Source organism: Citrobacter sp. CK188 (genome assembly GCF_030333525.1).
GTDB lineage: Bacteria > Pseudomonadota > Gammaproteobacteria > Enterobacterales > Enterobacteriaceae > Citrobacter_B > Citrobacter_B koseri.
The window spans coordinates 115,569-139,149 of record NZ_JAOWFU010000029.1 but is presented as its reverse complement, the minus strand read 5'-3'; the positions used below and the strand labels follow the sequence as shown (position 1 = coordinate 139,149).

Annotated in this window: 19 protein-coding genes; 4 read left to right on the top strand and 15 right to left on the bottom strand. The window is 54.8% G+C overall.

The genetic code is table 11. From position 1 onward, the window contains the following. The first annotated feature begins 46 nt into the window (after positions 1 to 46). Both rbn and OGV67_RS06005 read left to right on the top strand, forming a co-directional pair. A complete protein-coding gene (gene rbn / locus OGV67_RS06010) occupies positions 47 to 964 on the top strand; it encodes a ribonuclease BN (protein ID WP_115614658.1) in 918 nt (305 codons plus the stop codon). Between the two features lie 64 nt (positions 965 to 1,028). Beyond that, positions 1,029 to 2,033, top strand: a complete 1,005-nt coding sequence (locus OGV67_RS06005; RefSeq protein ID WP_012131502.1) for a chemotaxis protein — start codon at positions 1,029 to 1,031, stop codon at positions 2,031 to 2,033. Positions 2,034 to 2,095: 62 nt separating this feature from the next. On the opposite strand, the gene nuoN is transcribed toward OGV67_RS06005, so the two are convergent. From nuoN to lrhA, 14 genes are all read right to left on the bottom strand, one after another. After that, a complete protein-coding gene (gene nuoN, locus OGV67_RS06000; protein WP_012131501.1) occupies positions 2,096 to 3,553 on the bottom strand; it encodes an NADH-quinone oxidoreductase subunit NuoN in 1,458 nt (485 codons plus the stop codon). 6 nt (positions 3,554 to 3,559) lie between these two features. Further along, positions 3,560 to 5,089, bottom strand: a complete 1,530-nt coding sequence (gene nuoM / locus OGV67_RS05995) for an NADH-quinone oxidoreductase subunit M (RefSeq protein ID WP_012131500.1) — start codon at positions 5,087 to 5,089, stop codon at positions 3,560 to 3,562. 184 nt (positions 5,090 to 5,273) lie between these two features. After that, positions 5,274 to 7,115 (bottom strand): NADH-quinone oxidoreductase subunit L, encoded by a 1,842-nt coding sequence (nuoL, locus tag OGV67_RS05990; protein ID WP_049011527.1) that lies wholly within the window; start codon positions 7,113 to 7,115, stop codon positions 5,274 to 5,276. Next, entirely contained in the window at positions 7,112 to 7,414 is a 303-nt protein-coding gene (gene nuoK, locus OGV67_RS05985) for an NADH-quinone oxidoreductase subunit NuoK (RefSeq protein ID WP_000612644.1), read from the bottom strand. The genes nuoL and nuoK overlap by 4 nt, the downstream gene beginning before the upstream one ends. Then, the gene (nuoJ, locus tag OGV67_RS05980; protein ID WP_012131498.1) at positions 7,411 to 7,965 is read right to left on the bottom strand and encodes an NADH-quinone oxidoreductase subunit J; all 555 of its coding nucleotides are present in this window, start codon (positions 7,963 to 7,965) and stop codon (positions 7,411 to 7,413) included. The genes nuoK and nuoJ overlap by 4 nt, the downstream gene beginning before the upstream one ends. 11 nt (positions 7,966 to 7,976) lie before the next feature. Continuing rightward, positions 7,977 to 8,519, bottom strand: a complete 543-nt coding sequence (gene nuoI / locus OGV67_RS05975; RefSeq protein ID WP_012131497.1) for an NADH-quinone oxidoreductase subunit NuoI — start codon at positions 8,517 to 8,519, stop codon at positions 7,977 to 7,979. A 14-nt stretch (positions 8,520 to 8,533) separates the two neighbouring features. Further along, on the bottom strand, positions 8,534 to 9,511 hold the full coding sequence (gene nuoH, locus OGV67_RS05970) for an NADH-quinone oxidoreductase subunit NuoH (protein ID WP_012131496.1): 978 nt from the start codon (positions 9,509 to 9,511) through the stop codon (positions 8,534 to 8,536). Next, entirely contained in the window at positions 9,508 to 12,234 is a 2,727-nt protein-coding gene (gene nuoG / locus OGV67_RS05965) for an NADH-quinone oxidoreductase subunit NuoG (protein ID WP_047463972.1), read from the bottom strand. The genes nuoH and nuoG overlap by 4 nt, the downstream gene beginning before the upstream one ends. A gap of 81 nt (positions 12,235 to 12,315) precedes the next feature. Further along, entirely contained in the window at positions 12,316 to 13,653 is a 1,338-nt protein-coding gene (gene nuoF / locus OGV67_RS05960) for an NADH-quinone oxidoreductase subunit NuoF (RefSeq protein ID WP_286465104.1), read from the bottom strand. Then, positions 13,650 to 14,150, bottom strand: coding sequence for an NADH-quinone oxidoreductase subunit NuoE (gene nuoE, locus OGV67_RS05955; protein WP_012131493.1), 501 nt, complete (start codon positions 14,148 to 14,150; stop codon positions 13,650 to 13,652). Before nuoE ends, nuoF begins: the two co-directional genes overlap by 4 nt. Positions 14,151 to 14,152: 2 nt before the next feature. Beyond that, the gene (nuoC, locus tag OGV67_RS05950; RefSeq protein ID WP_012131492.1) at positions 14,153 to 15,955 is read right to left on the bottom strand and encodes an NADH-quinone oxidoreductase subunit C/D; all 1,803 of its coding nucleotides are present in this window, start codon (positions 15,953 to 15,955) and stop codon (positions 14,153 to 14,155) included. Positions 15,956 to 16,040: 85 nt separating this feature from the next. Beyond that, positions 16,041 to 16,715, bottom strand: a complete 675-nt coding sequence (nuoB, locus tag OGV67_RS05945; protein ID WP_012131491.1) for an NADH-quinone oxidoreductase subunit NuoB — start codon at positions 16,713 to 16,715, stop codon at positions 16,041 to 16,043. Between the two features lie 15 nt (positions 16,716 to 16,730). Continuing rightward, positions 16,731 to 17,174, bottom strand: a complete 444-nt coding sequence (nuoA, locus tag OGV67_RS05940) for an NADH-quinone oxidoreductase subunit NuoA (RefSeq protein ID WP_012131490.1) — start codon at positions 17,172 to 17,174, stop codon at positions 16,731 to 16,733. A gap of 628 nt (positions 17,175 to 17,802) precedes the next feature. After that, entirely contained in the window at positions 17,803 to 18,741 is a 939-nt protein-coding gene (gene lrhA / locus OGV67_RS05935) for a transcriptional regulator LrhA (protein ID WP_012131489.1), read from the bottom strand. Positions 18,742 to 19,676: 935 nt separating this feature from the next. Here lrhA and alaA point away from each other — a divergent pair. Then, positions 19,677 to 20,894 (top strand): alanine transaminase AlaA, encoded by a 1,218-nt coding sequence (gene alaA / locus OGV67_RS05930; RefSeq protein WP_115614657.1) that lies wholly within the window; start codon positions 19,677 to 19,679, stop codon positions 20,892 to 20,894. A 104-nt stretch (positions 20,895 to 20,998) separates the two neighbouring features. Then, entirely contained in the window at positions 20,999 to 21,598 is a 600-nt protein-coding gene (gene yfbR, locus OGV67_RS05925) for a 5'-deoxynucleotidase (protein WP_012131486.1), read from the top strand. Between the two features lie 91 nt (positions 21,599 to 21,689). On the opposite strand, the gene OGV67_RS05920 is transcribed toward yfbR, so the two are convergent. Further along, positions 21,690 to 23,522, bottom strand: coding sequence for an SLC13 family permease (locus OGV67_RS05920; RefSeq protein ID WP_286465103.1), 1,833 nt, complete (start codon positions 23,520 to 23,522; stop codon positions 21,690 to 21,692). Between the last annotated feature and the right edge of the window lie 59 nt (positions 23,523 to 23,581).

Below are 23,581 nucleotides of genomic sequence, written 5' to 3'. Positions count from 1 at the left end.
TTCGCTTTATACTAGCCAGAATATTTTTTAAACGTGTAATGAAATAATGGAATTAATTTTTTTAGGTACTTCTGCCGGCGTTCCTACCCGCACGCGTAATGTCACGGCCATATTACTGAATTTACAGCACCCGACGCAGGCAGGGCTATGGTTATTCGACTGCGGTGAAGGCACCCAGCACCAGATGCTCAACACCGCGTTCAACCCAGGTAAGCTCGATCGCATTTTCATCAGCCATCTGCATGGCGATCACCTTTTCGGTTTGCCCGGTCTGCTGTGCAGCCGTTCAATGGCGGGAAACGCACAGCCGCTGACGATTTACGGCCCCAAAGGCATTCGCGAGTTCACCGAAACCGCATTGCGCCTTAGCGGCTCCTGGACTGATTATCCGCTGGAGATCGTTGAAATTACCGTCGGCGAAATTCTGGACGACGGCCTGCGCAAAGTGACCGCCTTTGCGCTTGAGCATCCGCTTGAATGCTATGGCTATCGGATTGAAGAGCATGACAAGCCCGGCGCGCTGGATGCCAGTGCGCTAAAAGCGGCAGGCGTGAAGCCCGGCCCGCTGTTTCAGGATCTGAAAGCGGGTAAAACCGTCACCCTGAACGATGGTCGCGTTATTAACGGCGCCGATTTTCTCGCGCCAGCCACGCCCGGGAAATCGGTGGCGATATTTGGCGACACCGCGCCATGCGCGTCGGCCATCACGCTGGCAAAAGGCGTGGACGTAATGGTGCACGAAGCAACGCTGGATACCTCAATGGAAGAAAAAGCCAACAGCCGTGGGCACAGCTCCACCAGGCAGGCCGCGCAGCTGGCGCACAATGCCGAGGTAGGCCAGCTCATCATTACTCACGTCAGCTCGCGTTACGACGACAGAGGCTGTCAACGCCTGCTGGCAGAATGCCAGGCGATCTTCCCCGCAACTGCGTTGGCTCACGATTTCGCCGTTTTCACGGTTTAACGCTCCATTTTTCTTCCTCAGTGCCGATAACAGAGAAAAGGCTGGCTTTCATATTGAGGATGCGATGGATAATTTCCAGAAAGATATTGATGACAGGGCTAACTTAACCCTGTCTAACCGCTTTGAACTGCTGTTATTCCGTCTCGGCACATCGCTGCATGAGCAGAAGTCGGAGCTATTTGGCATCAACGTATTCAAACTGCGCGAAATTGTGCCAATGCCCACATTTACGCGCCCTGCCGGAATGAAAGCCCCGCTTTTAGGTATGGTCAACATCCGCGATCAGGTGATCCCGGTCATCGACCTGCCCGCCGTGGCCGGATGTAAACCGGAGAACGGGCTTAACATCCTGCTGATCACCGAATATGCGCGCAGCGTACAGGCATTTGCGGTGGAGTCCGTCGAGAATATTATGCGTCTGGACTGGCAGCAGGTGCATACCGCCGAGAAAGCGGTTAACGGCCGCTATATCACCAGCATTGCCTGTCTGGATGAAGACAAAGAGACCAACAACCTGGCGCTGGTGCTCGACGTAGAGCAAATTCTCTATGATATCGTGCCGTCAAATCACGACTTGCGCGCCACCAATTTGAAAACCAGCAAGTTCAACATCACGCCGGGTGCGGTGGCGATTGTGGCGGAAGATTCTAAAGTTGCCCGCGCCATGCTGGAGAAAGGGCTGAATGCGATGGAGATCCCGCATCAGATGCACGTTACCGGTCAGGATGCCTGGGAGAAAATCCAGCAACTGGCGAAAGAAGCGGAGGCGGAAGGCAAACCGATTAGCGAGAAAATCGCTCTGGTGCTGACCGACCTCGAAATGCCGGAGATGGACGGTTTCACCCTGACGCGTAAGATCAAAACCGACGAGCGCCTGAAGAAAATTCCGGTGGTGATCCACTCTTCCCTTTCCGGCAGTGCCAACGAAGATCATGTGCGTAAAGTCAAAGCGGATGGTTATGTCGCGAAGTTTGAAGTCAACGAACTGTCGTCGGTGATTCAGGAAGTAATGGAACGCGCCGCGCAAAACGTCAGCGGGCCGCTGGTCAGCCGTCAGTTGCTGAGTTAACGTCCTGACGTTCAGGGCATAAAAAAACCCGCCACGGCGGGTTTTTTCGTTTCTGCTTTCGCTTACATCAGCGGCGTAGCTAACTGCACGATGCTAATCAGCGGTTGCGGGTAGATACCCAGCACCAGAACCAGCAGCGCGGAGATCAGAACCACAATACCGCCCGCGCTGTACTGCCAGTTAGACGGCGCATCGCGGTTAAGCTGCTGCGGCGCGCTCAGATAGAGGCTTACCGCAACACGCAGGTAGTAGTAGAGACCAATCGCGGAACCAACCACCACTGCGGCAACCAGCCACCACAGGCTGGCCTGCACACCGACCGCCAGGACGTAGAATTTACCGATAAAGCCCAGCGTCATCGGGATACCCGCCAGAGAGAGCATCATCACGGTCATCACCGCCGCGAGGATCGGACGATGCCAGAACAGACCACGGTAGGAGAACAGCGAATCGGCATCCGGGCCACGGAACGGGCTGGACATCAGGCTGACCACGCCGAACGCGCCGAGGCTGCTGAACAGATAACCGGCCAGATAGACGCCAACGGCTTCCATCGACATCTCGCCGCTTTGCAGGGCGATCAACGCCACCAGCAGATAGCCGAGGTGAGAGATAGAGGAGTAACCGAGCAGACGCTTAATGTTGGTCTGGCTCAGCGCCATCAGGTTACCGAAGATGATGGAGGCAAAGGCAATCACGCCCAGCACGATACGTACCGCTTCGCTGTCGCCAACCGGCGCGTACAGGAACAGACGCATCACCACGCCGAAGATAGCGATTTTGCTCGCCGTCGCCAGGAAGGTGGAAACCGGCGCAGGCGCGCCCTGGTATACGTCTGGCGTCCACAGGTGGAACGGCACCAGCGAGAGTTTAAAGCCGAGACCAACAATCATCAGACCGAAGCCCGCCAGCAGCAGCGGTTCGTGCAGCATGCCGTCGCCGAGGCTCTTACCAAGCGCGACAAACGACAGGTTGCCAGACTGCGCGTACACCAGCGCCATACCGAACAGCAGGAAGGAAGACGCTGCGGCAGACAGAATGGTGTATTTGATACTGGCTTCCAGCGAGCGTTTCTGACGGAAGGCGTAACCAATCAGGCCAAACAGCGGCAGAGAGATCAGCTCAATACCGAGGAACAGCGCCGCCAGGTGGTTGGCGTTCGCCAGCAGAATACCGCCCAATGCGGCAATCAGCACCAGCAGGTAGAACTCTTCCTGGTTGTCGTTATAGCCTTCAAGCCACGGATAGGCAAAGGTACAGGTGGCAAGACTCGCCAGCAGAACCAGCCCGGTGTAAAGCATGGCGAAACCGTCAACGCGCATCAGCGGAGTGACGTCCATCGCGCCCGCCTGGCCAACAAACCAGAGCGAAACCAGCGCGGCGTTAAGCCCAATGACCGACAGCGTGGCATTGAGGAAGTGATTGCGTCGCCACGCAATGGAGAGCATCACAACCACCACCGTCAAGCCGACGATCAGCAGCGGTAGCAGCGCAATCAGGTGTTGTGGAGTTATTGTCATGGCGATTTACGGCCTTGTAGTAGTAACGGAATTAACAAACCACTGCTGGATGTTGCTCATCGCAGAATGCGAGGTATCCAGAATCGGCTGCGGATAGAAGCCAAGCAGTACCAGAAGCACGACCAGCAACAGGATGATAAACAGCTCTCGCAGCGACATCCCTGGCATGTCCTGGCTGGCAATCTGGCTCTTCGCTTTACCGAAGTAAGCGCGATGCAGCATCGCCAGCGAGTAAACGGAAGCAAACACCAGACCAAAGGTTGAGATCACGGTAATGACCGGAACCACCTGGTAGCTACCGAACAGAATCATAAATTCGCCAACGAAGTTACCGGTGCCCGGCATACCGAGCGTCGCCACCGCGAAGAACATCGACAGCGCAGGCAACCATTTAATTTTGCTCCACAGACCGCCCATCATACGCATATCACGCGTATGCAGACGTTCGTACAGCTGACCACACAGGATGAACAGACCCGCTGCCGACAGACCGTGCGCAATCATCTGGATTACAGCGCCCTGGTAAGCCAGCTGGCTGCCGGTGTAGATAGCAATCAGTACGAAGCCCATGTGCGAAACGGAAGTGTACGCAATCAGACGTTTAATGTCGTACTGGGTGAAGGCCATCCACGCGCCGTAGAAGATGCCAATCACACCCAGCCACATCGCAATCGGCGCAAACTCAGCGGAGGCGTTCGGGAACAGCGGCAGCGAGAAGCGCAGCAGACCGTAAGCCGCCGTTTTCAGCAAAATACCGGCGAGGTCAACGGAACCTGCGGTCGGCGCCTGGGAGTGCGCATCCGGCAGCCAGCCGTGCAGCGGAACCACCGGCATTTTCACCGCAAACGCGATGAAGAAGCCCAGCATCAGCAGGTATTCCACCCCGTGCGACATCGGCGTTTTCAGCAGGTCTTCGTAGTTGAAGGTCCAGACGCCGGTCGCATTGTGGTGTACAAACACCAGCGCCAGGATGGCAATCAACATCACCAGACCGCTCGCCTGGGTATAGATGAAGAACTTGGTAGCCGCCGTGATACGCGTTTTACCGTCAGAGGCTTTGTGCCCCCACAGCGCGATCAGGAAGTACATCGGCACCAGCATCATTTCCCAGAAGAAGAAGAACAGGAACATGTCGATGGCAAGGAACACGCCGATAACGCCGCCCAGAATCCACATCAGGTTCAGGTGGAAGAAGCCCTGATATTTTTCGATTTCATTCCAGGAGCAGAGTACCGCCAGAACGCCCAGCAGACCGGTCAGCACCACCATCAGCAGCGACAAACCGTCGATAGCCAGATGGATAGAGATGCCGAAGCGCGGGATCCACGGCAGAATGAACTCAGACTGCCACTGCGGAATGCCAGCGGCTTGCGTCAGTGAATAGCCGCCCTGCAACCACAGTTGCAGGCCAAGCGCCAGCGTCAGTCCCATGGTGATCAGCGCAATCCAGCGCGGCACCTTCACGCCGAAGCGTTCGGTCTGCCAGCACAGAAAGCCACCGATAAAGGGAATTAATATTAGCCAGGGTAGTAACATGGCGATCTTTATTCCTTGTTAAAGTCCCATCAGGACCTGATTTTCAACGAATTCTCACAACAGAAAATTCACTTCGGATTGCGGCCTTTTTTGCCCGGTGGCGCTAACGCTTACCGGGCCTACAGATTCCCGTAGGTCGGATAAGCGCCAGCGCCATCCGACATCAACCCCACAATCCTCAAACTCAACGCAGTACCATCAACAGCGCCAGCACAACGACCGCACCGATGCTCATGGATGCCACATACCAGCGCAGATATCCGTTCTCGCTGAGCAGCAGGCCTTTACCTGCAAAGCGGGAAAGGATAGCCGGAATGTTCATCAGCGCATTGAGCGGGTCGCGTTTCAGCAGCCAGGCGACGCCGAGGAACGGCTTCACGAACACTTTGTCGTACAGCCAGTCGAAGCCCCAGGCGTTATACCACCAGGTGCCCAGCAGACGGCCCGGCGCACTGTTGGCGACAGAAGTCACCAGAGTACGTTTACCCAGCCACAGCCATGCGGCAATCAGGATGCCGACAATCGCAACCACGCCGGAGGCAATTTCCAGGGTCATCACGCGGCTATGCTCAAGCTCGGTCGTCTGCGGCAGCACACCCTGCAACGGCGGCACAATCAGCGCGCCAACAAAGGTGGACAGTACCATCAGCACAATCAGCGGCAGGTGATGAGTAATCCCCTTCCCTGCATGAGCGTGAATTTGTTCTTTACCGTGGAACACGATGAAAATCATACGGAAGGTGTACAAGGAGGTCATGAACGCACCGACCAGACCTGCAACCATCAGATTGATATGACCATTCGCCATCGCGCCAGCCAGAATCTCATCCTTACTGAAGAAGCCGGCGGTAATCAGCGGCAGAGCCGACAGCGCCGCGCCGCCCACCAGGAAGCAGAGATACACCAGCGGAATGGATTTACGCAGACCGCCCATCTTGAAGATGTTCTGTTCGTGGTGGCAGGCCAGAATCACCGAGCCGGACGCCAGGAACAGCAGCGCTTTAAAGAAGGCGTGCGTCATCAGGTGGAAAATCGCCGCATCCCACGCCTGGACGCCCAGCGCCAGGAACATGTAGCCAATCTGGCTCATGGTGGAGTAAGCGAGAACACGTTTGATGTCGGTCTGCACCAGCGCGGCGAAACCGGCCAGCACCAGCGTAATCGCCCCAACGATCCCCACCAGATGCAGCACTTCCGGCGTCATCAGGAACAGGCCGTGGGTACGGGCAATCAGGTAAACACCGGCGGTAACCATCGTCGCGGCGTGGATCAGCGCGGAGACAGGCGTCGGGCCCGCCATCGCGTCTGCAAGCCAGGTCTGCAACGGCAGCTGCGCAGATTTACCTACCGCACCGCCCAGCAGCATCAGCGTCGCCCACATCAGCATGTTGTTGCCGTCGGCGAAGTGCGCGGGCGCCAGTTCCACCATTTCGCGGAAGTTCAGGGTGCCCAGTTCGTTGTACAGAATGAACAGCGCAAACGCGAGGAACACGTCGCCCACACGGGTAACAACAAACGCTTTCATTGCCGCTGCGCCATTCTTCGGATCGGTGTAGTAGAAACCGATCAGCAGATAGGAGCACAGACCCACGCCTTCCCAGCCGAGGTACATCAACAGCAGGTTATCGGACAGCACCAGAATAACCATGCTGGCGATAAACAGGTTGGTGTAGGCGAAGAAGCGGGAGTACCCCTCTTCACCGCGCATATACCAGGAGGCGAACATGTGGATCAGGAAACCCACGCCGGTCACTACCGAGAGCATGGTCAGCGACAGGCCGTCCAGCACCAGGTTGAAACCGATGTTGAAATCACCCACCGACATCCACGTCCACAGCGGCTGGCTGAACGCCTGCTTGCCGTTAGCGAAGAAGTCAACGCCGACAAACGCCGTCACCAGCGCCGCCAGGCCAATGGAGCCGACGCCAACGGTCGCGGAGAGGTTTTCCGACCAGCGACCGCGAGAGAACGCCAGTAATACAAAGCCAATCAATGGCAGAATAATGGTTAAGGCAAGCATGTTCATCCACGCATCTCACTTACTGAATCGATGTTCAGGTTCTGGCGACGGCGATGAAGTTGCAGTAACAGCGCCAGGCCAATACTCGCCTCCGCAGCCGCAAGGCTGATGGCGAGAATGTACATCACCTGACCATCCGTCTGGCCCCAGTAGCTTCCGGCGACCACGAAGGCCAGCGCGGAGGCGTTAATCATGATTTCCAGTCCAATCAGCATAAACAGCAGATTGCGGCGGATAACCAGACCGGTTAAGCCCAGCACGAATAAAATCGCCGCGAGGATCAGTCCATGTTGTAAGGGGATCATGCGTGCTCCTCCGTTTTTCTTTTCGCGCTGTCACCAGGACGGTTGCTCAGCACTTCGCCCACACGCTCTTCGCGACCGACGTGGAAGGCGACAACCAGACCGGCCAGCAGCAGCATAGAGGCCAGTTCGACCGCCAGAACGTAAGGCCCAAACAGCGAGATACCGACCGCTTTGGCGCTAATTGGCGTACCGTCGATACCCTGGTCGTTGACGCCCAGAATGGCGTACACGATCACCACCAGCATGATGGCCGACAAAATCGCCGGGCCAATCCACACCTGCGGTTTCAGCCACTGGCGTTCCTGTTCGATTTCCGAACCGCCGAGGTTGAGCATCATGACCACGAACACGAACAGCACCATGATGGCGCCCGCATAAACGATAATTTCCAGCGCACCGGCAAAGTAAGCGCCCAGCGAGAAAAACACCCCGGAAATCGCCAACAGCGAAATAATCAGATACAGCAGCGCGTGTACCGGATTGGTATGGGTGATGACTCGCAAGGTTGCGAGAATGGCGATCAGGCCACAGATATAAAAAGCGAACTCCATTGCCCTTCTCCTTACGGTAACAGGCTCTTGACGTCGATAGGCTTGGCTTCGTTCTCTGCTTCGCCCTTATCTTTGCCGTCGATTGCCATACCTGCCATCCGGTAGAAGTTATATTCCGGGTATTTGCCCGGACCGGAGATCAGCAGATCCTCTTTCTCATAAACCAGGTCCTGGCGCTTGTACTCACCCATTTCAAAATCGGGGGTGAGCTGAATGGCCGTCGTCGGACAGGCTTCTTCGCACAGGCCGCAGAAAATGCAGCGTGAGAAGTTGATACGGAAAAACTCAGGATACCAGCGACCATCTTTCATCTCTGCTTTTTGCAGCGAGATACAGCCTACCGGGCAGGCTACCGCACACAGGTTACAGGCAACGCAACGCTCCTCGCCGTCCGGGTCGCGCGTCAGCACGATACGGCCACGGTAACGAGGCGGTAGATAGACCGGCTCTTCCGGGTACATCTGCGTTTCGCGTTTCGCGAACGCATGCAGGCCGATCATCCAGATACTGCGTACCTGGGTGCCGAAGCCTACTAACAATTCTTTTAAGGTCATGGTCTTTGTGCCCCTTATTGCGCCTGCCAGAGAATGACAGCCGCCGTTACCAGCAAGTTGATGAGCGTCAACGGCAGGCAGACTTTCCAGCCGAAGGACATTACCTGGTCATAACGAGGACGCGGTAACGACGCACGAATCAAAATGAACATCATCATAAAGAACGCGGTTTTCAGCGCGAACCAGATGAATGGCGGTAAGAACGGGCCATGCCAGCCACCGAAGAACAGCGTCACCATCAGCGCGGAGATAGTAACGATACCGATGTATTCCCCCACGAAGAACAGACCGAATTTCATACCGGAATATTCAATGTGATAACCATCGGCCAGTTCCTGCTCGGCTTCCGGCTGGTCAAACGGATGACGGTGACACACCGCCACGCCCGCGATGGCAAAGGTGACAAAACCAAAGAACTGCGGAATAACGTTCCAGATATCAGCCTGGTTGTTGACGATGTCGGTCATATTAAATGAACCGGCCTGCGCCACCACGCCCATCAGGGAAAGCCCGAGGAACACTTCGTAGCTGAGCGTTTGTGCTGATGCACGCATCGCCCCCAGCAGCGAGTATTTGTTGTTGCTCGACCAACCGGCGAACAGCACCGCATACACCGCCAGACCCGCCATCATCAGGAAGAACAGAATCCCGATGTTCAGGTCAGCGACAACCCAGGTCGGGCTAACCGGAACGATAGCGAACGCCAGCAACAGCGAGGTAAAAGCGATCATCGGTGCCAGGGTAAAGATGACGCGATCCGAGAATTTCGGGATCCAGTCCTCTTTAAAGAACATTTTGATCATGTCCGCGACCAGCTGGAGCGAACCGCCCCAGCCAACGCGGTTTGGCCCATAACGGTTCTGGAACAGACCCAGCAGACGACGTTCGCCAAAGCTCATGAATGCCCCGCAGGTGACCACCACCAGCAGGATCACCACCGCTTTGAGAATGCTCAGCAGGATCTCGATCAGATCCGGTGTAATCCAACTCATTGTTGCGCCTCCTGCAGATTCTCAAGACGACCACCCGCCAGAACCGGCGCGATGCCAGGCATACCCATCGGCAATCCGACCTGCCCTGCCGTTAAGCCTTCAGCGATTTCAACCGGCAGCGTTACCGTATTGCCGTCGTAGCTGAAGGAAACGCGCGTTCCCGCATTCACGCCCAACTTCGCGGCATCAGCCGGGTTGAGTTTGATGTACGGTTGCGGCATACGGCTCTGGAAGACCGGAGAGCGCTGCGACATTTCGTCACTGCCAAACAGGTGATAGTACGGCGCGATACGCCACTGACCATCCTGCGCCTGGAAGCTGGCCGGAACGGTAGTGAAGTAATCAAGACCGTTTTCAGATGCTTCAATCAAACGCACGCCCGGATCGCCATGACGCAGTTTGCCGCCCACTTCATCCTGGAACTTGTTCCACGCCTGTGGGGAGTTCCAGCCTGGCGCCCAGGCAAACGGAATCTGCGAACGCGGCGCGCCCGGCTGGTTGTTCCCTTCCATTGAGAAGGCGAACATGGTGTCTTTATCCTGCGGCTGACGCGGCTCGTGAACGCTGATGTTAGCGCGCATCGCGGTACGACCGCTGTAACGGTGCGGCTCACGCGCCAGTTTCTGCCCGCGAATGCGGAAGGTCGCGTCCGGCGCGGCATCTTTAATGCCCGCCAGTTGCGGCATTGCGGCGATCGCGGCGTCAATAACGTGGTCCAGTTGCGTCCAGTCCACCTCGCGGTTCTGCACGGTGCTGTGCAGCGAGTGCAGCCAGCGCCAGCTTTCCAGCATCACGGTGTTGCTGTCGTAATAGGCCGGGTCATAAACCTGGAAGAAACGCTGCGCGCGGCCTTCGTTGTTGATGACCGTACCGTCGCTTTCCGCAAAACTTGCGGCGGAGAGCACCAGATGCGCATTCTCCATAATCGCCGTGCGCTGATGGTCAACCACCATCACCAGCGGCGCTTTTGCCAGCGCGGCATTTACGCGAACGGCGCTTGCATGGCGGTGCAGATCGTTTTCCAGCACCACGACAGCGTCGGCACGACCGGTTTCCAGTTCGGTCAACGCGTCATCCAGCGAACCGCCGCCCATCATGCCCAGCCCCATGCTGTTGACCGAGCGGGCAATCATGGTGATGCCGACATCCGAACCACGGCCTTTCAGCGCTTTCGCCACGTTGGCGGCCGCCTGAATCACTTCCGCGCTACCAGCGTTGGTGCCGGAGATAATCAGTGGTTTCTTCGCACCCGCCAGCGCCTGAACGATGACGTCGATTTTGTTCTGCAAATCGCTGCTGATGCCGTCGACCACCGGTGCGCTGTCGTCCAGCGCATGAGCGATGGCAAAGCCTAAACGCGCCTGATCTTCCACCGGCGCACGGTAAGTCCATGCCGCGATGTCGTCCAGACGGGTGTTGTCAACGTTGGTCACAAACAGCGGATGCTTAGCGCGCTGGCCGATATTGAGGATGGCCGCAATCTGCCAGTCGGCCACTTTCTGGGCCGCCGCCATTTCACGCGCTTTGCCTTTCACCGCCTGGCGAACCGCCAGCGCAACGCGCGCGCCGGTCTGGGTAATATCTTCGCCCAGCACCAGTACCGCATCGTAAGATTCGATGTCACGCAGCGCCGGAGTATGAATGCCGCCTTCGCGCAGCACTTTCAGCGCCAGTTGCAGACGTTCCTGCTCGCCCTGAGCGATACCGGTATAGAAGTTATCCGCGCCCACCAGTTCACGCAGCGCGAAGTTGCTCTCAACGCTGGCGCGCGGAGAACCGATGCCGATCACTTTCTTCGACTGACGCAGAATATCCGCCGCGCCCTGCATCGCCTGTTCGGCGTTGAGGGTGATCAGGTCATCGCCACGACGCTGAATCGGCTGACGAGGCCTGTCTTTCAGGTTCACATAACCATAACCGAAACGACCACGGTCGCAGAGGAAGTAGTGGTTAACGGTCCCGTTGTAACGGTTCTCGATACGACGCAGTTCGCCGTAGCGCTCGCCCGGGCTGGTGTTACAACCGATGGAGCACTGCTGGCAGATGCTTGGCGCAAACTGCATGTCCCACTTACGGTTATAACGCTCGGAGTGCGTTTTGTCGGTGAATACGCCGGTCGGGCAGATTTCCACCAGGTTGCCGGAGAATTCGCTTTCAAGCGTACCGTCTTCAGGACGACCGAAGTAGACGTTGTCATGCGCGCCATATACGCCCAGATCCGCGCCGTCTGCGTAGTCTTTGTAGTAACGCACGCAGCGGTAGCAGGCGATGCAGCGGTTCATTTCGTGAGAGATGAACGGCCCCAAATCCTGGTTGCGGTGAGTACGCTTAGTGAAACGGTAACGACGGAAGTTGTGGCCCGTCATCACGGTCATATCCTGAAGGTGGCAGTTACCGCCCTCTTCACAGACCGGACAATCGTGCGGGTGGTTGGTCATTAACCATTCCACCACGCTTTCGCGGAACTGTTTCGCTTCTTCGTCATCAATAGAAATAAAGGTGCCGTCGGTGGCAGGCGTCATACAAGACATCACCAGGCGACCACGCGTATCTTCCGCGTTTTGATATTGCTTCACCGCACACTGGCGGCAAGCACCGACGCTACCCAGCGCCGGGTGCCAGCAAAAGTACGGAATATCAAGGCCGAGGGACAGACATGCCTGTAGCAGGTTGTCTGCGCCGTTGACCTCATATTCTTTGCCGTCTACATGAATCGTAGCCATAGTCAGCATGCTTCCAGTTGGCTTAGTCAGGGACTAAGCGTTAATCGAATGACTTATCGCGATGCAGGGGTAAGCCTGCAATTACCAGCGCTCTTTCAGCAGGTTCGGCTGTATACCACCAATCACATGGGTATTGCTGAACGGCTGCTTGATGCCAGCTTCGAATTCTTCGCGGAAATATTTAATGGCACTCTGCAACGGTTCGACCGCGCCTGGCGCATGCGCACAGAAGGTTTTACCCGGCCCGAGGAAACGACACAGTTGCTCAAGTGTCTCGATATCCCCAGGCTGGCCTTCGCCGCGTTCCAGCGCACGCAGAATTTTTACACTCCACGGCAGACCGTCGCGGCACGGCGTACACCAGCCGCACGATTCACGCGCAAAAAACTCTTCCAGGTTACGCACCAGCGACACCATGCCAATTTCGTGGTCAACGGCCATCGCCAGCGCCGTACCCAGACGGCTGCCCGCTTTACCGATGCTTTCAAATTCCATCGGCAGGTCGAGGTGCGCTTCAGTCAGGAAGTCGGTTCCCGCGCCGCCTGGCTGCCAGGCTTTGAATTTCAGGCCATCGCGCATGCCACCGGCGTAATCTTCGAGGATCTCACGCGCGGTAGTGCCGAACGGCAGTTCCCACAGTCCCGGATTTTTCACGCGACCGGAGAAACCCATCAGCTTGGTGCCCGCATCTTTGCTCTTCGAAATGTTCTGATACCACTCCACGCCGTTCGCGAGGATCGCCGGGACGTTACACAGCGTTTCCACGTTGTTGACGCAGGTCGGCTTGCCCCATACGCCGGAGCTTGCCGGGAACGGCGGCTTAGAGCGCGGGTTGGCGCGACGACCTTCGAGGGAGTTAATCAGCGCGGTTTCTTCACCGCAGATGTAACGCCCTGCCCCGGTGTGGACAAACAGTTCGAAGTCGAAACCGGTGCCCATGATGTTTTTGCCGAGCAGACCGGCTTCGGTCGCTTCCGCGATTGCGCGGCGCAGATGCACAGCCGCTTCGATGTATTCGCCACGCAGGAAGATGTAGCCACGGTACGCTTTCAGGGCAAAGGCGGAGATCAACATACCTTCCACCAGCAGGTGCGGCAGTTGCTCCATCAGCAGACGGTCTTTATAGGTGCCCGGCTCCATTTCATCGGCGTTACACAGCAGGTAACGGATGTTCATGGATTCATCTTTCAGCATCAGGCTCCACTTCAGACCGGTGGAGAAGCCCGCGCCGCCGCGCCCTTTCAGGCCAGCGTCTTTCACCTGATTGACGATCTCGTCAGGAGACAGCCCGGTCAGCGCTTTACGCGCGCCTTCGTAGCCGTTTTTACTACGGTATTCGTCCAGCCATACCGGCTGCTTGTCATCACGCAGACGCCAGGTCAGCGGATGCGTTTCGGGAGTACGGATAACGTTTTTCATTTATACCGCTCCAGTAGTTCAGGAATGGCTTCCGGGGTCAGATGGCTGTGAGTATCCTCATCAATCATCATGTTCGGCCCTTTGTCGCAGTTCCCCAGGCAACAGGTCGGCAGCAGCGTAAAGCGACCGTCAAAGGTCGTCTGCCCCGGCTTGATATTGAGTTTTTTCTCCAGCGCGGCCTGGATCCCCTGATAACCGGTGATATGGCACACCACGCTGTCACAGTAGCGGATCACATGGCGACCGACCGGCTGGCGGAAGATCTGGCTGTAGAATGTGGCGACGCCTTCGACATCGCTCGCCGGAATACCCAGCACGTCGGCGATCGCGTAGATCGCGCCATCCGGCACCCAGCCACGCTGCTTCTGTACGATTTTCAGCGCTTCAATGGACGCCGCACGCGGGTCTTCGTAGTGGTGCTTCTCGTGCTCAATGGCTTCACGCTCTGCCGCACTCAGCTCAAAAGCCTCGGTTTGTGGTTGTTGATTCTCGTGCATAATTAGCGGTCCACATCTGACATAACAAAATCGATACTACCTAAATGAACGATCAGGTCAGACACCAGGCTGCCGCGCACCGCCACCGGAATCTGCTGCAAATGCGCATAGCTCGGGGTACGGATACGAGTACGGTAACTCATAGTGCTGCCATCGCTGGTCAGGTAGTAACTGTTAATACCCTTGGTCGCCTCTACCATCTGGAAGGATTCATTCGCAGGCATGACCGGGCCCCACGACACTTGCAGGAAGTGGGTGATCAGGGTTTCGATATGTTGCAGCGTGCGCTCTTTCGGCGGCGGCGTCGTCAGCGGGTGATCCGCTTTGAACGGGCCTTCCGGCATGTTATTGAGGCACTGCTCAAGGATGCGCAAACTCTGACGCAGCTCTTCGACTTTCAGCATCACGCGGGTATAGCAGTCGGACACGCCGCCGCCAACCGGGATTTCAAAGTCAAAGTTCTCGTAGCCAGAGTACGGACGTGATTTACGCACGTCGAAATCAATACCGGTCGCACGCAGCGCGGCGCCTGTACAGCCCCAGTCCAGCGCTTCTTTCTTGCCGTAAGCGGCAACGCCCTGGGAACGCCCTTTCAGGATGGTGTTGCGCAGCGCCGCTTTCTCGTAGGAGTCCAGACGCTTCGGCATCCAGTCCAGGAAATCACGCAGCAGGCGATCCCAGCCGCGCGGCAGGTCGTGCGCGACGCCGCCGATACGGAACCAGGCCGGGTGCATACGGAAACCGGTGATTGCTTCCACCACATCGTAAATTTTCTGACGGTCGGTAAAGGCGAAGAAGACCGGGGTCATCGCGCCGACGTCCTGAATAAACGTCGAGATGTACAGCAGGTGGCTGTTAATGCGGAACAGTTCGGAGAGCATAACGCGAATCACGTTTACGCGATCCGGTACGGTGATACCCGCCAGTTTTTCTACCGCCAGTACGTACGGCATTTCGTTGACGCAGCCGCCGAGGTATTCGATACGGTCGGTATACGGAATGTAGCTGTGCCAGGACTGGCGTTCGCCCATTTTCTCAGCGCCACGGTGGTGGTAGCCGATGTCAGGCACGCAGTCGACAATTTCTTCGCCGTCAAGCTGAAGTACGATACGGAATGCGCCGTGTGAGGACGGGTGGTTCGGACCGAGGTTGAGGAACATAAAGTCCTCGTTTTCGGTGCCGCGTTGCATACCCCAGTCTTCCGGTTTGAAGGTCAGCGCTTCCATCTCCAGATCCTGCTTGGCTTTGGTCAGCTCAAACGGATCGAATTCGGTGGCGCGCGCCGGGTAGTCTTTACGCAGCGGATGCCCTTCCCAGGTCGGCGGCATCAGCAGACGCGTCAGGTGCGGGTGGCCGTCAAACGTGATACCAAACATTTCCCAGGTTTCACGCTCGTACCAGTTGGCGTTCGGGAAGAGTTTGGTAAACGTCGGCACATGCAGGTCGTTTTCAGACAATGCCACCTTGAGCATGATGTCGCGATTGCGGTCTATTGAGATCAGGTGGTAGAAAACGGAAAAATCCGCAGCGGGTAACCCGTCGCGGTGCGTGCGCAGACGCTCGTCCATGCCGTGTAAGTCAAACAGCATGACGTAAGGTTTCGGCAGTTTCTTTAAGAAATCGCCAACTTCCAGTAATTGTTCACGCTTGACCCAAACAACGGGTACCCCGGTGCGGGTCGCCTGAACGGTAAAGGCATCCGGCCCAAAACGGTTGCGCAGTTCGCCAATGACCGGGTCATCCAGATGATCCCGGGTTTGCCATACAGCGTCTTGCGCGGTTAAGTCGGTCATATTGTTCACCATTGCAAATGGTCCGTGGTAGTCGGCAGTGCTTCGCGTTATTTATGTAGTGATAAGCGAAGTGAAGTCTGCTGCCGACAGGCGCAAATTAAATCTCGTCTGGTGTACGTAGATTCGTTACTGCAATGCGTTCGCCGCGTTTACGTTCGCGCTCTGACTGCATATTGGCGCGATAAACGCCCTGATCGCCAACCACCCAGGAGAGCGGACGACGTTCTTTGCCAATTGATTCCTGCAACAACATCAGCGCCTGCATGTACGCTTCGGGGCGCGGCGGGCAGCCCGGGATATACACATCTACCGGGATAAATTTATCAACGCCCTGCACAACCGAATAAATATCGTACATACCGCCAGAGTTAGCGCATGCCCCCATGGAAATCACCCACTTCGGCTCCAGCATCTGGTCATACAAACGCTGAATAACAGGCGCCATCTTGGTAAAGCATGTTCCCGCTACCACCATCAGGTCGGCCTGACGCGGCGAAGCACGCAGTACTTCCGCGCCGAAGCGCGCCACGTCATGCACAGCGGTAAAAGAGGTCACCATCTCGACATAGCAGCAGGAAAGGCCGAAGTTATACGGCCAAATTGAATTCTTACGACCCCAGTTAACCATGTCATGCAGCGCATGTTCGAGCTTGCCCATGTACACGCTTTTGTTGATTTCTTGCTCCAGGGGGTCGGTTACGATCTCCTGTTTTTGCAGGGGGTAACGGTCATTCTCACCGTTGGGATCTATGCGGGTGAGCGTATAATCCATCTTAATGCCTCGCGGTTAGCGTTGACGATTAGCGATACTGTTCGTTTCCGGGTTCATACGCTCGCGGCGTGAACGCGCGGGCGTCCAGTCCAGCGCGCCAATACGCACCAGATAAACCAGACCAGCCAGTAACACAAAAATAAAAATTGCAGCTTCCACAAAGCCTACCCAACCGCTTTCACGGATAGAGGTCGACCATGCGAACAGATACAGCGCTTCAACGTCGAAGATAACGAAGAACATGGCTACCAGGTAAAACTTGGCAGACAGGCGTAAGCGGGCGGAGCCGACCGAGTCGATACCTGATTCAAACGGGGTGTTTTTCGACCTCGCGCGTGCGCGACCGCCTAAAAACCAACCGCCGACGAGCATCAGGCAGCACAGGCCAATGGCAATAATAAGAAAGATAGCGAATGCCCAGTGATGAGCGATGATTTCAGTGGATGTTGACATACTCATTGCTTACTCATCAAAAGTAGCGCCAAATTCTCTGCTCTTTTCGGCAGATGAACGCCACATCGATTCATGGGGAGGAATAAAAAAAACCTTACAATCACTGTAGAAAATGATTAAACAGCTAATTGATGTGGTTTTTTACTCCTTTCTATAACCTTTTGTCAACTTTAACAAAAGTTCCCTCACATTAATTTACATCGACCCAACACCATTAACATTTAATGCCATTTTGACTGATTTCGATCGCATCACCAGCCCGAATTTAATGTTGTTGAATCGTGTCCGTTGTGAAGTAAATGAGATAATACACTCCTATTTTGACAGGATTTTACGCAGATGCCTCCCCCTAAATGGGAGTATTTTCTTGATCTGTGACACGCTTTTGTTAATCCGCCATAAAAAACAGCAACAATTTCTCTAGTTTTTTAACATGGAAACAAAACCAGACCGTCAGTGCCTATTTTTCATCCAAATTAACAGGTTAATGACTACTTACTGATTTTTTAGGCTTTTTCCCACATTTACGTCCGAAATGCCGGTAAATTGTATAAAAAAAGAACCGCTGGATGTTTTTTCAGCATCAGCGGCCCTTTTTTACACTTACATTTTATAACGTTTTTTTTGTGACTGACTACTCAAAGTCACCTTCAACCATCAGCGAATCGTCTCCTCCTTCGGGAGTAAACTGACTGTATTGCCAGGGGTTTTGGTAACTGTCCATCGCCTGATAGATAACCTGCGCCAGTTCGTTCTGGCCTGATGGATCGCGACACAGTAAGTATTCCGTATCTGGCAACGGCGGTAATCCATCCGCAGCGCCGAGTACGCGTAAATCCGGGCTCATCATCTCAACCGGTCGCGCGGTGATCCCCAGTCCGGCTTTTACGGCCGCGCGTACTGCCGCTAACGTTGAGGCCACATAGGCAAGGCGCCAGGGAATATTCGCCGCATTCAACGTCGCTAATACGATATCGCGGAACGGGCTGGGATCGTCTAACAACACCAGCGGGATCGGTTCTCCCTTCTGTAACACATATTCCGCCGCGCAGTACCAGTGTGTCGGCGATGTGCGCAGGTTCAGGAACTCGAAAGATCCCGGACGGTGCGTAGTGACAATCAAATCCACTTCCTGCGATTTCAGCATATCCACCATAAAGGCGTTACGTTTCACCCTCACATCCAGAGCAAGCTTCGGGTAAACCGAACTGATCCGATTGAGCAGGAAAGGCAATATCGTATCGGCGGATTCATCAGAAGCGCCAATTGTTAATACGCCCTGAAGATTGCTAAACATCAATGATGAGCACGCCTCATCATTAAAGCGCAGGATTTTTCTGGCGTAACCCAGAAGCTGAATACCGTGTTCAGTCAACAGCTTGTTACGACCATGACGGGCGAACAACTCCTTACCCACAAGCTGCTCAAGACGCTGCATTTGCTGGCTCACCGCAGACTGAGTACGACATACCGCCGCCGCCGCAGCGGCGAACGTGTTCAGATCGGCAACAGCAACAAACGTTCTCAGCAGATCGAGGTCGAGGTTAATTATCGGACGATTTGCATTTATCATAATTTTTCACTTACTGGCGGGTCATACCATGCTGACCTGGTTAATGCTGTGTGTTCATAAACAAACAATTCCATTTGTAATGTGCTTCCCTCGCCGTTTCACTTGCGTAACCAAGTGAAAGTAAAAATGTATTTGGTGCTGCTAACAACCTCTTCTCCTTTCTTTTCGAATAATCCCAGAGGTCATTACCAGGGATATATCGAGGAGAAGACGCATACCTTTTTAGGTAACAACGGAATTCTGCTAAGGATAAACGTGTAATTTTGTAAATGTAAAAGAAGTTAACGGACATTTACCGACACAAAAAAAGCCTACTGAGCAACAAGTTAGTTATAGATGCTCGTCATAAAAATTAGCAGACAACGCAGACTGCGCACCATTTCCTGGGGCTTATCTTAACCCAAAACCACTATATTTATAAGCCTTAATACGAATAATCTGAAGCGTGATTATGTTATCTTAACTAAGAAAATTATGTATTATTAATCTCACCAGCAGGTGCTTTTTAAATATTAAATAATAATTAATTAAGATCGCCACTACTCATTAATTCTACTTAACAATAGATTTACACCCTAACGTTTACAGATCATGGCGATAACAGTAGTTTCGTAAAAGCATTCAGTATTTTCCTGATAATTGAGTTATGCTGACGCCGCTAACACTTTCCTCCCTGAGTTTAGACTATTTTTTAACAAAACATACAACCACACAAAAGACTGATACTAAAAATAAAAAACCAATAAAATAAATAAAAGCAGTAATAAAAACTGCAATAATGGCATTAAAGCAGGACTTAACAGCACAATCCCACACTAAGCCTGAGCAAAATCTTCTACTGCTGACCCTTCAAAACTCACCGCTGTGGGAGTACATTGTTCCGTGCTGACTTCCACGGCAGGGAGTGGCGATAACAGCTAAAAAGGTCAAGATTCATGTCCCCCATTGAAAAATCCAGCAAACTAGAAAATGTCTGTTATGACATCCGCGGCCCTGTTCTGAAAGAAGCGAAACGCCTGGAAGAAGAAGGCAATAAAGTTCTGAAACTGAACATCGGCAACCCCGCCCCTTTTGGTTTTGAAGCGCCTGATGAGATCCTGGTCGATGTCATCCGCAATTTGCCAACGGCGCAGGGGTATTGCGATTCAAAGGGTCTGTATTCCGCACGCAAAGCGATCATGCAGCATTACCAGGCGCGCGACATGCGCGACGTCACCGTAGAAGATATCTATATTGGTAACGGCGTATCCGAATTGATCGTGCAGGCAATGCAGGCGTTGCTGAACAGCGGGGACGAAATGCTGGTTCCCGCGCCGGATTACCCGCTGTGGACAGCGGCAGTCTCGCTCTCCAGCGGCAAAGCGGTACACTATCTTTGCGATGAATCTTCTGACTGGTTCCCGGATCTCGACGACATCCGCGCCAAAATCACGCCGCGTACCCGTGGCATTGTGATAATCAACCCGAATAACCCAACCGGCGCGGTTTACTCCAAAGAGCTGCTGATGGAGATCGTTGAGATTGCCCGTCAACATAATCTGATCATTTTCGCCGATGAGATTTACGACAAGATCCTCTACGACGACGCTGAGCATCATTCTATCGCCGCGCTGGCGCCGGATCTGCTGACCATTACGTTCAACGGGCTGTCCAAAACCTATCGCGTCGCCGGATTCCGCCAGGGCTGGATGGTGCTGAATGGGCCAAAAAAACACGCCAAGGGCTACATTGAAGGGCTGGAGATGCTGGCGTCAATGCGTCTGTGCGCCAACGTTCCGGCACAGCACGCGATCCAGACGGCGCTGGGCGGCTACCAGAGTATTAGCGAATTCATCATGCCGGGCGGGCGTTTGTATGAACAACGTAACCGCGCGTGGGAGCTGATTAACGATATTCCGGGCGTTTCCTGCGTGAAACCGCGCGGCGCACTGTATATGTTCCCGAAAATAGATGCGAAGCGCTTTAACATCCACGATGACCAGAAGATGGTGCTCGACTTCCTGTTGCAGGAAAAAGTGCTGCTGGTGCAGGGAACCGCGTTCAACTGGCCCTGGCCGGATCACTTCCGCATTGTAACGCTGCCTCGTATTGACGACATCGAAATGTCGCTGAGTAAATTCGGGCGCTTCCTGTCAGGGTATCATCAGCTGTAACCGTAAACTGGCCGTCGGATGCAACGTGAGAAAGACGAGTATTTGCATCCGATGGCCTTCTCTGCGCACAATGACCCTCAGGTTGTCATCATGAAAAGGTCACTATGAAGCAGAGCCATTTTTTTGCCCACCTCTCCCGCCTGAAACTGATTAACCGCTGGCCATTGATGCGCAACGTGCGCACCGAAAACGTCTCCGAACACAGTTTGCAGGTGGCGATGGTCGCCCACGCGCTTGCCGCTATCAAAAATCGCAAATTCGGCGGCCAGGTCAATGCCGAGCGTATTGCGCTACTGGCGATGTACCACGATGCCTCTGAAGTGTTGACCGGCGATCTCCCGACCCCGGTGAAATACTTCAATTCGCAAATCGCGCAGGAATACAAAGCGATTGAGAAAATTGCCCAACAAAAACTGGTGGATATGGTTCCTGACGAACTGCGCGATATTTTTGCACCGCTGATCGACGAACATGCTTACAGCGAAGAAGAGAAATCGGTTGTGAAGCAAGCCGACGCGCTTTGCGCCTATCTGAAGTGTCTGGAAGAGTTATCGGCGGGCAATAATGAATTCCTGCTGGCAAAAACGCGACTGGAAAAAACCCTGGCGTCGCGCCGCAGCGAAGAGATGGACTATTTTATGGCGGTGTTTGTGCCCAGTTTTCACCTCTCGCTGGATGAAATCAGCCAGGATTCGCCGCTATAAATCGTTTTGCCGGATGGCGACGTAAACGTCTTATCCGGCCTACTGCTACATTTGTAGGCCGGATAAGCGAATAGCGCCATCCGGCAAAAAATCAAAACGGAAACAGCACCGGGATCATCACCACGCATACCGCCATAACGATTATCGTAAACGGCACCCCGATCTTAACAAAGTCACTAAAACTGTAGTTCCCCGGCCCCAGAACCAGCGTGTTTACCGGCGAGGAGACCGGCGTCATGAACGCCGCCGACGCCGCCATTGCCACCACCATCGCGAAAGGATACGGTGACACCCCCATCGACTTCGCTGCCGCAAGGGCTATCGGCGCCATCAGTACGGCGGTCGCGGTATTGGAAATAAACAGCCCGATGGTGGCGCACAGCACAAACAGACATGCCAGCATCATATAGGGGCCATAACCGCCGCCGACATCCATCAATCCTTTAACGACCAGATCAACGCCGCCGGTCTTTTGCAACGCCAGCGCAAAAGGCATCATCCCGACAATCAGGATAATGCTCGGCCAGTGAATCGCTTTGTAGGAGCTTTCTGCATCAATACAGCGGAATTTCCCCATCAGCAGGCAAGCAATGATTGCCGCGATCGGGTTAGGGATCTCATCGGTCAGCATCAACGCAACCATCAGCACCAGACAGAAGATCGCATGCGGCGCCTGGCTGTGCGCCGGGGAGGCGTCGCTCACTTCCACAGGCATATTCAGCACCACGAAGTCACGGCCCTGTTTCGCCAGTTGACCAATCAGCTTCCAGTTTCCTACTACCAGAATAATGTCGCCCATTAACAGCGCTTCATCCGCAAGCGACCCTTCGATTGCCACGCCGTCACGCTTCAGACCGACGACATTCAGGCCATAGCGTGTACGAAAACCGATCTCGCGCACCGATTTGCCAATCAGTTCCGATTCGGGAATCAGGGAGATTTCCGCCATCCCCACATCCAGCGCCTGATCGGAAAAATACTCGCCGCGTAAAACCATCGGCTCCAGCAGTTGCTCGCTGCAAAATTCCCGGAGATCCACCTCGGCGGCAGACATATCGATCAGTAACACATCGCGGGCGCGAAATTCCGACACCCCATTGACGTTAACAATAACGCGCCGAAAGCGCCGCCAGCGTTCAACGCCGATCACGTTCGCGCCATAGCGCTCACGCAGCTTGAGGTCATCCAGACGCTGGCCGACCATCGGCGAACCCGGGCGAATGGCAAGCCGACGAGCGCGACCGGTCAGACGGTACTCTTTGATTAAATCGCGAAAGGCGCAACGCTTCCAGCCATCACGCTGCTGCGACGCATCATCCCCTTTCAACATAAAGCGCATCACCAGCATGTAGATAATGCCGAGGAACAGCACCACCAGCCCAATCGGCGTGACGCTAAAGAAGCTAAAACCGTGCAGCCCTTCGCGCAGCAGTTCACTGTTCACCACCAGGTTGGGCGGCGTCGCCACCAGCGTCATCATGCCGCTGATAAGACCGGCAAAACTGAGCGGCATCATCAGGCGTGAAGGCGAGGTCTGCATACGCATAGAAACGCTTAACACCACCGGGATGAAAATCGCGACCACGCCGGTTGAACTCATAAACGCGCCAAGCCCGGCGACGGTGATCATCAACAGCACCAGCATTTTGACTTCGCTGCTACCGGCCATTTTCACCAGCCAGGCGCCCATGACCGTCGCGACGCCGGTACGCACCAGACCGTCGCCGATAATGAACAAGGCGGCAATCAGAACAACGTTAGGATCGCTGAAGCCGGAAAAGGCCTCTGAGATGCTCAATGTTCCACTCAGAACAAAGGCGACAATGACCAGCAAAGCAATCGCGTCCATGCGCACTTTGCCCGTCGCAAACAAGATAACGGCAATCGCCAGTAAGGAGAGAACCCATATCAATTCACCGTTCACAACATATCCTTGTTAAATGAGAGGGATGGACTGATTCTGCCATAAAAAAGCCCCAACAA